A 13,908-nucleotide genomic window follows, 5' to 3' on the forward strand; every position below is an offset into this window, starting at 1 on the left:
GCTCAGCCCCCGCCTTTCTGCCGGATGAAACCGCGCTGCGGGTCGTAGCCCCAGAGCGCGAGCACGAAGAACACGGCGGTGCACGCCAGCAACACGGCCCAGGCCACCGCGTTGAACTTCCCCATCATCGCAAAGCGCATGGCCTCCACCGCGTGAGAGAAGGGGTTGAACTCCGCGATCTTCAGCAGCCAGTAGGCACCCGACTCCTCCAGCTTCCACAGCGGGTACAGCGCGGGGCTGATGAAGAACATCGGGAAGATCACGAAGTTCATGGTGCCGGCGAAGTTCTCCAGTTGCTTCACGTACACCGAGAGCACGAGCCCCAGCGAGGCCAGCATCGCGGCGGCGCAGGCCATGGCCAGCAGCAGGCCCGGCAGGTGCGCCCAGGCCGGCTCGACACCGAAGGCCAGCGCGATCAGCAGGAACACCGCCATCTGCAGCACCGAGAGCACGGTGCTGCCCAGCAGCTTGAAGGCCAGCAGCCAGCCGCGCGCCAGCGGCGCGGTGAGCAGCAGGCGCATCACCCCCATCTCGCGGTCGTACACCATGGAGAGCGAGCTCTGCATGCCGTTGAACAGCGCCACCATGCCCAGCAGGCCCGGCACCATGTAGACCTGGTATTCGATGTAGGTCTCGTAGGGCGGGATGATGGCCACGCCGAACACGTTGTGGAAACCGGCCGAGAACACCACGAACCACAGCAGCGGCCGCACCAGCGCCGAGCCCAGGCGCGTGGGCTGGCGCAGGAAGCGGCCCAGCTCGCGGCCGACCACGGCGCGCAGCGCGCGCGCCAGGTGCAGCGGCAGCGAGGGCGCGCCCAGGGGACTCAGGGGCGTTGCCGGCATGTGCTCTCCGCTTCGTCCACGCCCAGCGTGTCCAGCACGTCCTTGGGGTGCAGCACGCCGTCCAGCGGCGCCACGCCCACCACGCCGTCGATGTGGCTCAGGAACACCGGCTGGCGCAACTGCCCGTCCCAGGCACGGAAGGACAGGCGCGGGCCCTTGAAGCCGTCGATGAAAACGCTGCCGCCGCGCAGCTTCTTCAACTGCTGGGCCACCGAAGCCTTGGGATCGTCCACCAGCACCGTCGCCACCGCTCGGCCCGCCACCCAGGCCGACCAGTCGTGCGACTGCATGGGGCGCTGCGCAAGCTTCTGAAACCGGCGCGAGAGTTGCGGCCCGCCGTTGCGCTCCCACTGGGCGTGCCAGGCGGCGGCCACCAGGCCATTGGCACCGACCACCGGGCGCGGCCACTGCGTGGCGTAGGGCAGCGTGCGCGCGAACTCGCCGTCGGCGTCCATCACGGCGACCACCTCGTGCTCGCGCTCGCCGGTGAGCAGCCGGGTGTTGGCCAGATCGCGCTCGCGCGGGTCGCCGCTGAGCTTGAAGGGTTTGCTCTGCACGATCTTCAGGCCGTAGCGCTTGGCCGCGCGGGTGAAGGACTCGCCCACGAGCCGGTCGCCCGGTGCCGGCCCCTGCAGCAGCAAGACCTTGCGCCAGTTGCGCGCGGCCAGGTACTGCGCCAGCGCGTCGCTGGCCATGTGGCGGCTGGGCAGGGTGTGCAGCAGGTGCGCGGCGCAGCCCTGCGCGCGCAGGCTGTCATCGTCCAGGCCGGTGTTGAACACCATGGCACCGCCGAGCGCGGCCGGCGCGCTCTGCACCAGCTGGCTCAATTCGGGCAGCGGCAGGTCGGCCACGAGGTGCTGCACCTTCGCCGCCTTGAGATCGGCCAGGGCCTTGGGCAGCGCCGCCGCATCGGGCAGCACCACCTCGCGCAGCACGAGCTCGATGCCGGCGGCGTCCAGCTCGAACGCTGCGTCTTCCAGCGCGAGCCGCACGCCCTGCACCGCCCGGCCCTGCGGGTGGCCGGGGTAGGCGCGCTCCAAGCGGCGCGGCGCGTAGCGCGCGTCATCGGCCAGCGAGACCACGGCCACCGTCAGCTTGACCGCGGCGGCCTGCACCGACGGCGCACCGAGCAAGGCGGCCAGCGCGAGCAGCGGGGCTTTCCACATCAGGGCGCCACGATCACGCTGTGCGGCACGCGGCCCACGGCCACCGTCTTCACCGCCTTGGCGCCGGCCGTGTCCACCAGGGTCATGTCGTCCGACAGGCCGTTGGTCACGTACAGCGTCTTGCCGTCGGGGTGCACCGTCAGGCCCCAGGCGCGCTTGCCCACCAGCACCTGGCGGCCCACGGTGCGCGTGGCCACGTCCACCTCTGCCACGTGGTTGGCGCGGCCCAGCCCGACCCACAGGGTCTTGCCGTCCGGGCTCAGTGCCATGCCCACGGGGGTGATGTCGGCCTCGCGCAGGCCCTTCACCGCGAACTTCACCGTGTCCTTGACGCTGTGGTCTTTCGTGTCGACCACGCTCACGGTGGCGTCGAGTTCGTTGCTGACCCACAGCTCGGCGCCGCCGGCGGCGAGCACGAAGCGGCGCGGGCGCTTGCCCACCTTGATGTTCTTGATCACCTTCTTCTGGCCCAGGTCGATGACATGCACGACGTTGGCCACCTCGGAGGTGACGTAGGCGAACTTGCCGTCGGGCGTGACCAGCACGCCCTCGGGCTCGCCGCCGGTCTTCACCTCGAACACGGGCTTCTTGCTCGCCAGGTCGTAGGCGGCCATCACGTTCTCGTCCTCGATCGACACGTACACCGTCTTGCCGTCGGGGCTGAGGTCGAAGATCTCGGGACTGTCCCCCAATGGAACAGTGCCGGTCATCTTGCCGCTGGCGGTGTCCACCACGCCGAGCTGGTTGCTGTCACCGCAGCACACATAGAGCTGGCTGCGGTTGGCGTTGAACATCATGTGGCGCGGGCGCTTGCACACGTCGATGGCCGCGAGACGTTCGCCCTGGGCGTCAAACACATAGAGCTTGTTGTCCTTCTCGCTGGACACATACACCTTGCCCTGGGCCATGGCCAGGGATGCACAGCCCAGCAGGGCCGCCAGCGTGAACAGACGAAACGGGCGGGTCATGTCGATGTCTCCTGATCAGGTGTTTTGGGTGGCACAGCGGTCGCCGGGGCGGCGCCGCGCCACGTGTTCCGCAAATTCGATGCCAGCGCCAACGCGGAATGGAAATTGCGATGACATGCCCCAAACACCCCGCTGGCGGCCCGATCGCTACGGACAAACCCTGAGACCACACGGCTTCACAGGCCCACACCGCATGACCCGACTGCCCCACGGCCCTCCCGACTGTTCCAGCAAGGAACACTGCCCTGTGACACGCCGCCGCGCGTTGGCCTGGGGCCTGGCACTGGCGGCGTCAGCGGGCCCGGCGCTGGCCAGCACGGCGGCCTGGCCCACCCGCCCCCTGCAGCTCATCGTGCCCTGGCCCGCTGGCGGCGCGACCGACCTCACGCTGCGCATCCTGTGCGAGGAAGCCGAGCCCCTGCTGGGCCAGCCCATCGTGGTGATCAACCGGCCCGGCGCGGCCGGCACGCAGGTGGCGCCGCTGCTCAAGGTGGCCGAGCCCGACGGCCACACCATCGGCCAGGTGCCCATCACCGTGTACCGGCACGCGCTCATGAACCACGTGCCCTGGGACCCGGTGGCCGACCTCAGCCCCATCGTGCAGGTCTCGGGCACCACCTTCGGCGTGCTGGTGCCCGGCGCCAGCCCCTGGAAGCAGTTGCCCGAGATGCTCGACTGGGCGCGCGAGCACCCGGGTGAACTCATCCTCGGCTCCACCGGCATCGGCACCACCGCCCACCTGGCGATGGAAGAGATCCTGTTGCAGCGCGGCATCCGTTATGTGCACGTGCCCTACCGCGGCACGGCCGACCAGATGCTCGCGATCGCCGGCGGCCAGCTGATGGCGGGGGTGAACTCCACCGGCTTCGCGCCCTGGGTGGACCAGGGCAAGGTCCGCCTGCTCGCTGTCTTCAGCGCGCAGCGCAGCCCGCGCTGGCCCGACGCGCCCACGCTGCGCGAACTCGGTTACCCCCGCTCGGTCTATACCTCGCCCTGGGGCCTGGCCGCGCCGCGCGGCACACCGGAGGCCGTGGTCCAGAAACTGCACGACGTGTTCGCCCGCGCCATGCAGAGCGAGCGCCACCTGCGCGAACTCGCGCGCTACGACCAGACGCTGGACTACCTCAACACCCGCGACTACCGGCAGGCCGTGCGCGACGCGGTGGAACGCGAGAAGCGCCTGCTGCAGCGCATGAACCTGCTGGCCAAACCGACGGGGGTGAGCGGATGAACACGCCTTTGCTCCAGGCCGAAGGCCTGCACAAGGCCTACGCCGGCAAACCCGCGCTCAAGGGCGTGGGCGTGAGCCTGCAGGCCGGCGAGATGCTCGCGCTGCTCGGCCCCAACGGCGCGGGCAAGTCCACCTTGCTGCAATTGCTCACCGGCCTGTTCACCCCCGACCAGGGCCGCATCGAGGTGCTGGGCCACGACATGCGCCGCCACCCCAGCCGCGCGCTGGCCGGGCTGGGCGTGGTGTTCCAGCAAAGCGCGCTCGATCTGGACCTGTCGGTGATGGCCAACCTGCTGTTCCACACCGATCTGCACGGCCTGCCGCGCGCGCTGGCGCGCGAACGCATCGCCACACACCTCGACAGCATGGGCCTGGGCGAACAGGCCCGCGCCGTGGTGCGCAGCCTCTCGGGCGGCACGCGGCGCAAGGTCGAACTGGTGCGCGCGCTGCTGCACGAACCGCGCGTGCTGCTGATGGACGAGGCCACCGTGGGCCTGGACCCGGCCTCGCGCCAGCAGTTGCTGGACACCGTGCGCGGCCTGTGCCGCGCGCGCGGCATGGGCGTGCTGTGGGCCACGCACCTGATCGAGGAAGTGCATGGCGCCGATCGGCTGATGCTGCTGCACCAGGGCACGGTGCGCTTCGAGGGATCGATACCGGCCTTCATGGCCAAGGCGCAGGGCACGGACTTCCAGGCCGAGGTGCTGCGCCAGCTCGGGTCGCCATAATCGGGGCATGCCCGACAAGGACCCCGACGCCCGGTTCAAGACCGCCCTGCAGGTGGTGGGCATCGTCGGCCTGACGGGCATGCTCGCAATGATCTTCCACAAGGGTTTTGCCGACATTTCGTTGCTGTGGCAACAGCATGCCGGGGGCGACTTCTGGGTGGAGCTGGCGCGCTATTTTTTCCGCAACCTGGCGGGGTGAGCCGCATTGCGTTCTGGCCAGAACCGTCAACGCAACTGGATCTCCACCACCGTGCGCCCGGGCGCACTCTGCAGCGAGAGCACCGCGCCGATCGCGCGGGCGCGTTCCCGCATCGCCAGCAGGCCCTTGCGCCACGCCACGGTGGCGTCGAATCCGCGGCCGTTGTCCACGATGCGCAAGCGCACGCCCTGCCCGGCCGCGACGGCTTCGATGCTCAGCTCCGTCGCCTGCGCATGCTGCAGCACGTTGGACAAGGCCTCGAAGACCATGAACTGCAGCTGGCGCATCGCGCCGGCGTCCAGCCGTTGCAGCGGCTCGATCAGTTCCACCGCCCAGCGCAGCGCGATGTCGCTGGCCTGCAGGCGAGGCTCCAGGCGGTAGCGCAGGTTGGCCAGCAGCGCCGTCACGTCGCCCGGCGGCAGGTTCATGGCGTCGATCGACAGCTTGAGCTGGTCCAGCGAATCGCGCAGCGTCTGCAGCAGCTCCTGCTGGCTGGACCGGCCCGACTCGAGCTGCCGGATCGCCGAGCTGATGTGGGCTCCCACGCCGTCGTGCATGTCGCGCAGGATGCGGGTCCGCTCGGCGGTGCGCTCCTGCTCGCGGGCCAGTTGCTCCACCCGCTGGTAGGTCGTGGCAAGCTCCCGCTCCTTCTCGCTCACCCGCGCGGCCAGGTTGTTCAGCAGGTCGCGCGCCTGGGCCGAGACCCGGCGGAACCGCTCGATGACGATGTAGACCAGCCCCAGGCCGAACACCACCGACGAGTACCGCATCAGGGTGCTGTCGGCGTAGGTCGGGTTGATGCGGAACACGTAGAGATCGCGAGCACCCACCGCCACGTTGAGCAGCACCGCCAGCGCCACCACCCGATGCGGCACGCTGGCGCCGCGCAGCGCCAGACCCAGGAAGACCGCACCGAACACCAGAAAGGTCAGGCCCAGCGCCGCGTACCAGGTCGTGAGCGCCAGCGGGTGGCCGAAGCCCAGCGCCCAGATCGCCATGGGCCCGCTGACCAGCATCAGGGCCATCAGCCAGTTGGCCATCAGGCGGCCGGCCGGCCGGTTCTCCCAGCGCGCCACGTTCATGCAGAACAGCCCCATGCTCCAGCTCCAGACCGCGAGCGCCACCACCGGCACAACGCCCCACCAGGGCCAGGGCAGCACCGGGTTCTCGATGAGCGCGTCGCCGACCCGGACCGCCCAGAACAGTTCGGCCAGACCGGCGTACAGGTACAGCGGGTCGCGCTGCTGGCGGGCCGTGTTGGACAGATCGGGCTGTGTCACCCAGAGCGAGAGTGAGATCAGCCCGACGATGAGGCTGAAGCCAACCACGATCATGGAGCCCGTCACCCGCCAGCGATAGGACTCGGCGTACTTCGCCGCGACCGACTCTCGCGGCCCGATCCACACGGTGGAGAGCCCGCCACGGCGCCCCACATCGGCGCGGACCCGAACCTTCAGGGTGTTGTTCCGCTCCAGCAGGCCCGCGGGCAGCGGCACCAGCCGAGGCACCTGCGCGTAGTCCGCCCCGTTCCCCTGCTGCATGTCGCCCTCGTGCTGCACCAGCATGTCGTTGAGCCAGACCTCATAGGCGTTGCCCAGCCGGGGCAGGTAGATGCCCCAGGGGCCCAGCGGCTCCTCGGGCAATGTGAAGCTGAGATCGAAGGTCGCCCGGCCGGCACGCCCGGGGTTGTGGCGGTCCCAGTGGTAAGGCAGGGTGAGCTGGCGCTGCTCGGTCTGGCCGTCCACCACCACGGTGGCCTGGGCTTCGCGCAGCTCCAATGCCGGCCGATGCGGCGCTTCTTCATCGTCGGCGTGCAGCGATCCCGTCAGGCCCAGAGCCAGACACAGGCACACCAGCCAGCGCCACCCGATGCGCTCAGTCATGCCGCGGCAACATGCCCATGCGGGTGGCTTCAAACACCGCCTCCATCTTGGAGTGCACCGCCAGCTTGCTGTAAAGGCTCTTGATGTGCGCCTGCACGGTGTGCACGCTCACGCCCTGCAGGTTCGCGATCTCCTGGTACGAGAAGCCCCGGGCGATCAGGCCGAGCACCTCCTGCTCGCGGCGCGACAAGGGCGGGCGTTCGACCGGGCGCGGCGCGGCGGCGGGGGGTGGCACGGCGGCCTGGCGTGCGGCGTACTTGGCCAGCACGCGGCGGGCGATCATGGGCGAGATCGGTGAGCCTCCGGCTTTCATCTCCAGGATGGTCTGGGCGATGTCTTCCGGTGCCGCGTCCTTGTGGATGTAGCCCAGCGCACCGGCCTCGATGCTGGCCAGCACGTTGTCCTCGTCGCCGAACATGGAGATGACCAGGGTCTCGCAGTCGGGGTGGGTCAGGCGGGCCTGCCGAATGACCTCCAGACCGGAACCGTCGGGCAGGCCCAGATCGGTCAACAGCACGTCCACGCCCTCGCCCGGGCGGGCCAGGCAGTCCTTGGCGTGCGCCACCGTGCCAACGCAGCCGGCCAGCGCCAGGGCCGGCGAGCGGGCCACGCAGGACTCGAAAAAACTGCGCATCTCGGGGTCGTCTTCGACGATCAGCACACGCCACATCGGGATCGGTCTCCAGCATCCCGCGGGTTGGACTGATGGGTTGTGCGCGGGGTGCATCGAGCATACCCAGAAAGCGGGAGCCGAACGTGCAAAGCGGCACACAGCGGGGGGAAGGATCGCCTCGAACCCCATGTTCATGGGATGCAATTTGTCGTCGCCAGACCTCCAATGCCGATGCCTGGGGCCAGGGGTCCCCGGCCACGTCCCACGAACACATGGAGATTGCATGCGAAACAACTACAGAGGGTATGCCCTGGCGGGCGCATTGATGCTGGCACTGGCCGGCTGCGGCGGAAGCAGCGTCGGCTCGGGTGCCGGCGGCGGAGGCACCGTCACGCCCCCGACGGGCCTCACCGCCCGCGGCGTGGCCGCCATGGGAGCGGCCTTCACAGGCGCCGTCATCACCGTGGTCGACAGCCGCGGTGTCACGGTGGGGCAGAGCCAGCCCGTCGGCACCGACGGCACCTACAGCATCACGCTGGACGCGGCGGCCGTGGCGCCGTTCGTGCTGGTGGCCAACCGCACCGACGCCAACGGTGCGGTCCAGACGCTGGTCAGCGTGATCCCGTCGGCCAGCGCGACCACCGCCAACATTACACCGATCACCACGCTCATCGCCTCGCGCCTCTCGCCCTCCGGTGACCCGAGCAAGCTGGCCGGCGAACTGGCCGCGGGCAATGCGGTGATCTCGGCGCAGGCCGTGGCCGACACCGTGACCGAGGTGCAGGCCATCCTGGCCCCGCTGCTCACGGCCACCAGCACGACCGCCTTCAATCCACTGACGGGCACGTTCAGCACCGATGGCACCGGCTACGACCGCCTGCTGGATTCGGTCAACATCACCTTCCTGCCAGCCAGCTCGACCACCACCAACATCGAGATCTCGGTCCGGCAGGAAGTGGCCGACGGCCAGCAACCCACCAGCCTGAGCTTCAGCAGCGCCACGGCGAACGTCACGCCCTTGCCCGTGATCGATCCGGCCACGCTCATCGCCGACGGCACCTCCGCGAAGATCACGCAGTTCCTCCAGGCGTTGACCGCCTGCTATGCCCTGCCGGCCAACCAGCGCGCGTCGGCGCCCAACACGGTGCTGGCGCCCGCCTGCCTCGACGTGTTCCACAACGGTGACCCCACGCTCTTCAAGAGCAACGGCGGCACGGTGAGCAGCACCGGCGCCTTCGCCAGCCTCTTCAACCCCAACGCGGTCGGCGTGGTGTTCAGCCAGGGCACCTACGAGTTCACCCGCGACAACGCCGACAAGGACATCGTCGTCGGCTACAAGACCACCGGCCCCGACGGCAGCGAGTCCTACGACAGCTTCGTGTTGCGCACCACCACTGGGGACGGCAAGCTGCGGCTGATCGGCAACCAGTACCGCTTCCCCGGCCGTGTCGCGGCCTACCAGCAGCGGCGCAACTTCATCAGCCTGGGCCAGGAAGCCTACGACTACTTCAGCACCGGCTACGTGCTGGACGTGGCCAACCGCCAGCGCCCGGGCAACCTGGGCCCGGTGTTCAACCGCGTCGTGGTGACCACGCCGACCGGCGCGGTCCTCACCCTGCAACCGAGCGGCAACTCCAGCTTCCTGGGCCTGGTCAAGCCCGGCCCGGTGGTCTCCGGCACCAGCTTCGTGCGCCTGCGCAGCGAGTACGTGGACGGCAGCACCTCGCGCCCCCATCCGCGCAACGTGGACCCCACGCTGTTCTTCGTGGCCGATCCGGACCGCACCGAAGCCAGCCTGGCCGCGGCCAAGTCGCAGGGCAGCTGGCGGTTCGAGTACTACCTCAACTTCGACGACCCGGCCACGCCGCATGACGACACCCTGGTGCCCGAGGTGCAGCACTACAAGAACCGCGCCCGCGCCCTCACCATTGCCGAGCTCCGCACCCAGGGCCTCGCGCAGCTCACGCCGGGCCTGATCGCCGAGATCCAGTCGGGCACCGAGCCGGCCGGCGTGCAGGACGCGGGACAGATCGTGTTCGTCGCTGGCGACCCCGGCGACATCTCCACCGAAGGCGGCGGCAACGGCTGGAGCGTGGGCACGGGCCAGTTGCCTCCCACGCAGATCACGATGTTCGGCCGCTCACCGCGCACGGGCAGCAACGCCAACTTCACCGACTCGGTCGAGGTGCGGTCGTCGGCACGCCAGGCCGTCGTGGCCTGCTCGCAGCAGAGCGTGACGGACGACCACTGCCTCAACGGCGGCCCGACCTTCGCCGAGGGGTCGCGCCTGAGCGGCCTGCACCTCTCCGCCCGCGACGTCGCCGGGCGCGAGTACGCCAACTTCTACGCGCTGTACCAGCTCAACATCGTGCCCTGAAGCACCCGGGCTTTTCTTTCTCTCCAGCCCCGCTTCGGCGGGGCTTTTTTTTGCGCGGTCAGCGCCTCAGCAACGCATCGGCCGTCACCGTCACCAGCTGGCGCATCCGGTCCGCAGACATGGCGGTCGGCCGCTGCCCGCCGAACCGTGAAGCGCCGTAGAGGTGGGTGGCCTTGCGGACCCAGGTGCGCACCGAGTCAGGCGCCTTCGGGAGGCTGTTCCAGTGCTCCCGCACCGACTGACCTTGGCCCCGGGGATGGCCGTGGACGTGCAACGCCCAGCCCAGCGACGCAGCGCTCACCCGCATCGAGGCCATCGGGTGCCGGCGGCTCAGCAGCCACGCCAGCGACAGGGCCAGGCGCATCCCGAGGCGGTAACGCCAGCGCCAGGCGAGAACCAGCAGCAGCGCGGCGAGCAACAGCCACAGCAGATCCATCCAGTCCAGGTCGCTCAACAGGCGGGACACCTTCTGCTCCAGCCGGTCCAGGGCCTGCGCCGTGCCCTCCATGGCGCCCAGCGCCTGGCCCAGCATGTCGCGCTGCCATCCCGGCATGGCCTTGTCGCTCAGGGCGCGACGCATCGCCTGCAAGTCCTGCCCCCAACCGCTGGCCCAGCCGCCGCCCGCTGGCCCCCCTGTCCCTTCGACTGCACCGCCCGCACCTCCACCACCCGGCAGCCGGCCGCTGCCAGGCTGGCTTGTCGTGGGCGTGTTGAACTGGCCCGGGTGGTCGGTCCCTGGCGGCAGGAAGCCGAACCCCTCGATGTCCGGTTGAGGCACGACCGCATGGATCACCAGCGCCACGAGCAGGCACGACACCATGAAACCGCCGTTGAGCAGCACCTTGGTCCAAGGCGGGATCCGGGCCTCTGCGGCGTGGTCCCACGTCAGCGCCAGACCCGCCAGCAGCCAGCAAGGGCCCAGGTAGACCCAGAGCGTCCAGTTCGCGGCCCCATGGGACGCGGACAGAAACGTCACCACGAAGATCGTGGTCAGCGTGAGGTGGAAGTCGCGGCGCGTGTGCATGACCGCCGCCCGCGCGCCAATCACCAGCATGAGCGCCAAAGCCACCCACCGCTCCATGCCGAACATGAGATAGCCCGGAAAGATGGCCAGCGTGGCACCCACGATGCCTTGTACCTTCCAGTGGCGCCGGGCCCCTGCCGGGTTGCCGCCGCCGCGCAGCCAGGCCCCTCCGAAACCGAGCAGGGTCCACACCACCCAGAAGAACCCCTCTGCGGAAAAATGGCCATAGCGGCGATCCAGATACGAGAACGACAGGCCCGCGCACAGGAAGCTCGCGCCTGTCAGCGCCACCACCGTGCGGCTGAGCGGCCCCGTCATGGCGCATCCCCATGGACCCGCCAGCCCGCGGCTTCCAGCACGCCGCGCAGCGCGAGCGCCTGGGTCTGATCCTGCAAGCCGGCCTGCCGCCGCTGAGCGACGAACACCACGACCTGCACGCCGTGCAGGCGCGTGCGATCCAGCATGGCCAGCAACGGTCCGGCCGCCGTCGCCGCGCTCACCACCAGCGCCACCTGTTCGCCCGGCCGGGCGTCGGCCGCCACCCGCGCCAACAGGCGGGGCAAGGCCGTGCTGCCTGCCCTGACGCAAGCCAGGGCCTGCAGCAGCGAGGCGGTCTGCGGCACCGGCTCCGGCTGGTCCGGGACGTAGGTGAAGGTCTGCACGCCTTGCTGCACACTGCCCAGCACCAGGCCCGCCGCGCGCCGGATGGCCTGCTCGCCCGCGCTCCCGGCATCGCCCAGTTCCGCCTGCGCCGGCCGATCCACCACCACGCGCAATCGCTGCACGCCCGGTTGCTGGAAGTGCTGGATGATGAGTTCCCCGGCGCGGGCAGACGCGCCCCAGCTGACCCGCCCGACCGGCTCGCCCTGCGTGTACGGCCGAAGGACGCCGGGCTCCAGCGACTGGCCCAGCCGCCGCGTGCTCAGCTCGCCTCGGTGGTCTTCGGTCACGTCCCAGGCCAGCGGCCAATGGGTCTCCAGCGGCCGCGGCAGCACCAGGACCCGCAGGTCGGGGCGGGCCAGCGTATGGGTGGCCTGCATCAGCCCAAGCGGAAAGCCACAGGTCAGGCGCGCGGCCGTGAGCACGTACTCGCCCCGGCAATCGAGGGTCATGCGGTGCGAGAGGTCGGCGGTCTGCCCCTGGCGGATCACGCCGATGGTCTCGCGCAGCACGGTGGTGCGGCCGGAACACGTCCATTCAGTCTGCACGTCCACCATGAAGGCGGGCCAGCGGGAGGCTTTCTCGACCAGGATGCCCAGGGCCAGCGGCGCGCCTTCGGTGACCTCGATCTGCCGCCCGGCTTCGAGCGTCATGCGCAAGCTGCGCAGCGACAGCCAGGGAAGAACATAGCCCAGCGCGCACAGCGTGGCCATGAACAGGAACATGCGGTAGAGCATGCCGTCGTGCCGGTTGAGCGCCGCCACCAGCAGCACGGCGCTCAAACCGATCAGGACGCGCGACTTCGACAGCCAGCGTTCCATCGCACGCTCACTTCGGCGTGCGCTGGCCGGCCAGGATCTCCGCGATGACCGAAGCGGCCGAGCGGTCCGAGATGCCCTGCGACTTCAGGATCACCCGATGCGCCAGCACCGGCTCGGCGATCTCGCGCACCACGGCCGGGTCCACGTAGTCGAGACCCCGGATGCAGCTCAGCGCCCGCGCCATGCGCGCCAGGCCCAGCGTGCCGCGCGGGCTGGCGCCGAACTGGATGGCGGCGTGCTGCCGCGTGGCGACCACGATGGCCGTCATGAAGGCCGCCACCTCGTCCGTGATGGTCACCTTGCGCGAGGCTTCGACCAGCGTCGCGAAGCTCGCCGGGTCGCAGACCGCGCGCAGGCTGTTGATCGGGTGCGCGAACTGCTGCGCACCGATCAGGCTGGTTTCGGTGGCGGCGTCCGGATAGCCCAGCGACAGGCGGATCAGGAAACGGTCCAGCTGGGCTTCCGGCAAGGGGTAGGTGCCCGCCATGTCGATGGGGTTCTGCGTCGCGAGCACCGTGAACGGCGCGGGCAGCGCGAAGGTGCGGCCGTCGAGCGAGATCTGCCCTTCTTCCATGCACTCCAGCAAGGCCGACTGGGCGCGGGGGTTGGCGCGGTTGATTTCGTCCGCCAGCACGATGTGGGAGAACGCGGGCCCCGGGCGCACCACGAAGCTGCCGTCCTTGGGGTTGTAGACCGGCCCGCCGACGATGTCCGACGGCATCAGGTCGGCGGTGAACTGGATGCGCTTGAACGTGAGACCGAGGGACACGGCCAGCGCGCGCGCCAGCATGGTCTTGCCCAGGCCGGGCACGTCTTCGATCAGCAGATGCCCGCCGGCCACCACGGTTGCCAGCGCAAGCTCCACCTGCCGGTGCTTGCCTCGAAGAACGGTTTCGATGTTGCGAACGATGTCGCGGGCGACGTGGTTTCCCGGTGATGGCATTTCTTGCGGCTCCCTGATCCTCGACACACCGCCCCTCGAAGGAACGGCTCCCGCCCAGGACTGTAGCCGCAACCACCGAGCGGCCCCGTGCGCTTCATCACGAAACGACAACGCCCCGCAAGCGGGGCGTTTTTCCAGAGCGCGAACAGCCGATCAGCTGAACAGCTCCTTCGGCACGTTGCCGCCGTTGGCGGCGATGTGGGCCAGCACGTTCTTGTGCAGCCACATGTTCATCTTGGCCGAATCGCCCATCAGCTCATCGGGGCAATACAGCTCCTTGGCGAGCGCCTTGCGTGCGTCGAGGCTGCTGTCGAGGTCCAGCAGCTTGAGCAGGTCGACGATGGAGGTTTTCCAGTTCAGCTTCTGCGAGTTGGCGGCCGCCTTCTTCTCCATCAGGGCCATCACGTCGACCATGGTGATCGAAGCGACGGCGGGGGCGGCGGCCGGGGC

13 protein-coding genes are annotated in these 13,908 nt (G+C 69.6%); 4 read left to right on the top strand and 9 right to left on the bottom strand.

The window, feature by feature from the left end:
• Positions 1 to 2: 2 nt before the first annotated feature.
• Genes AC07ZS_RS18965 through AC07ZS_RS18975 form a run of 3 tightly spaced genes read right to left on the bottom strand, consistent with a single transcriptional unit; the run spans position 3 to position 2,979 of the window.
• Positions 3 to 845: an ABC transporter permease gene (locus AC07ZS_RS18965; protein WP_494800074.1), complete on the bottom strand. Its 843-nt coding sequence runs from the start codon at positions 843 to 845 to the stop codon at positions 3 to 5.
• Positions 827 to 2,011: an ABC transporter substrate-binding protein gene (locus AC07ZS_RS18970; protein WP_494800075.1), complete on the bottom strand. Its 1,185-nt coding sequence runs from the start codon at positions 2,009 to 2,011 to the stop codon at positions 827 to 829. The genes AC07ZS_RS18965 and AC07ZS_RS18970 overlap by 19 nt, the downstream gene beginning before the upstream one ends.
• Positions 2,011 to 2,979 (bottom strand): PQQ-dependent catabolism-associated beta-propeller protein, encoded by a 969-nt coding sequence (locus AC07ZS_RS18975; RefSeq protein WP_494800076.1) that lies wholly within the window; start codon positions 2,977 to 2,979, stop codon positions 2,011 to 2,013. The genes AC07ZS_RS18970 and AC07ZS_RS18975 overlap by 1 nt, the downstream gene beginning before the upstream one ends.
• 193 nt (positions 2,980 to 3,172) lie before the next feature.
• On the opposite strand from AC07ZS_RS18975, the gene AC07ZS_RS18980 reads away from it, so the two are divergent.
• From AC07ZS_RS18980 to AC07ZS_RS18990, 3 genes are read left to right on the top strand one after another with little or no spacing between them, the layout of a single operon-like run.
• Entirely contained in the window at positions 3,173 to 4,210 is a 1,038-nt protein-coding gene (locus AC07ZS_RS18980; RefSeq protein WP_494800077.1) for a tripartite tricarboxylate transporter substrate binding protein, read from the top strand.
• Positions 4,207 to 4,938, top strand: coding sequence for an ATP-binding cassette domain-containing protein (locus AC07ZS_RS18985; RefSeq protein WP_494800078.1), 732 nt, complete (start codon positions 4,207 to 4,209; stop codon positions 4,936 to 4,938). Before AC07ZS_RS18980 ends, AC07ZS_RS18985 begins: the two co-directional genes overlap by 4 nt.
• Before the next feature lie 7 nt (positions 4,939 to 4,945).
• Positions 4,946 to 5,137, top strand: coding sequence for a hypothetical protein (locus AC07ZS_RS18990; protein ID WP_494800079.1), 192 nt, complete (start codon positions 4,946 to 4,948; stop codon positions 5,135 to 5,137).
• Between the two features lie 26 nt (positions 5,138 to 5,163).
• Here the strand turns inward: AC07ZS_RS18990 and AC07ZS_RS18995 are convergent, their stop codons facing one another.
• Positions 5,164 to 7,020, bottom strand: a complete 1,857-nt coding sequence (locus tag AC07ZS_RS18995; RefSeq protein ID WP_494800080.1) for a sensor histidine kinase — start codon at positions 7,018 to 7,020, stop codon at positions 5,164 to 5,166.
• Positions 7,013 to 7,690 (bottom strand): response regulator, encoded by a 678-nt coding sequence (locus AC07ZS_RS19000; RefSeq protein WP_494800081.1) that lies wholly within the window; start codon positions 7,688 to 7,690, stop codon positions 7,013 to 7,015. Before AC07ZS_RS19000 ends, AC07ZS_RS18995 begins: the two co-directional genes overlap by 8 nt.
• A gap of 226 nt (positions 7,691 to 7,916) precedes the next feature.
• Here AC07ZS_RS19000 and AC07ZS_RS19005 point away from each other — a divergent pair, with 226 nt between their 5' ends.
• Complete coding sequence (locus AC07ZS_RS19005) at positions 7,917 to 10,010, top strand: Ig-like domain-containing protein (RefSeq protein ID WP_494800082.1); 2,094 nt, start codon at positions 7,917 to 7,919, stop codon at positions 10,008 to 10,010.
• Positions 10,011 to 10,068: 58 nt separating this feature from the next.
• Here AC07ZS_RS19005 and AC07ZS_RS19010 read toward each other — a convergent pair whose 3' ends face one another.
• From AC07ZS_RS19010 to AC07ZS_RS19025, 4 genes are all read right to left on the bottom strand, one after another.
• Complete coding sequence (locus AC07ZS_RS19010) at positions 10,069 to 11,352, bottom strand: TgpA N-terminal domain-containing protein (RefSeq protein ID WP_494800083.1); 1,284 nt, start codon at positions 11,350 to 11,352, stop codon at positions 10,069 to 10,071.
• On the bottom strand, positions 11,349 to 12,515 hold the full coding sequence (locus AC07ZS_RS19015; protein ID WP_494800084.1) for a DUF58 domain-containing protein: 1,167 nt from the start codon (positions 12,513 to 12,515) through the stop codon (positions 11,349 to 11,351). The genes AC07ZS_RS19010 and AC07ZS_RS19015 overlap by 4 nt, the downstream gene beginning before the upstream one ends.
• Before the next feature lie 7 nt (positions 12,516 to 12,522).
• Positions 12,523 to 13,458, bottom strand: a complete 936-nt coding sequence (locus tag AC07ZS_RS19020) for an AAA family ATPase (RefSeq protein WP_494800085.1) — start codon at positions 13,456 to 13,458, stop codon at positions 12,523 to 12,525.
• A gap of 153 nt (positions 13,459 to 13,611) precedes the next feature.
• On the bottom strand, positions 13,612 to 13,908 hold a 297-nt coding region (locus AC07ZS_RS19025; RefSeq protein ID WP_494800086.1), incomplete at its 5' end, for a DUF3597 family protein.

Source organism: Hydrogenophaga sp. GW456-12-10-14-TSB4 (assembly GCF_059424305.1).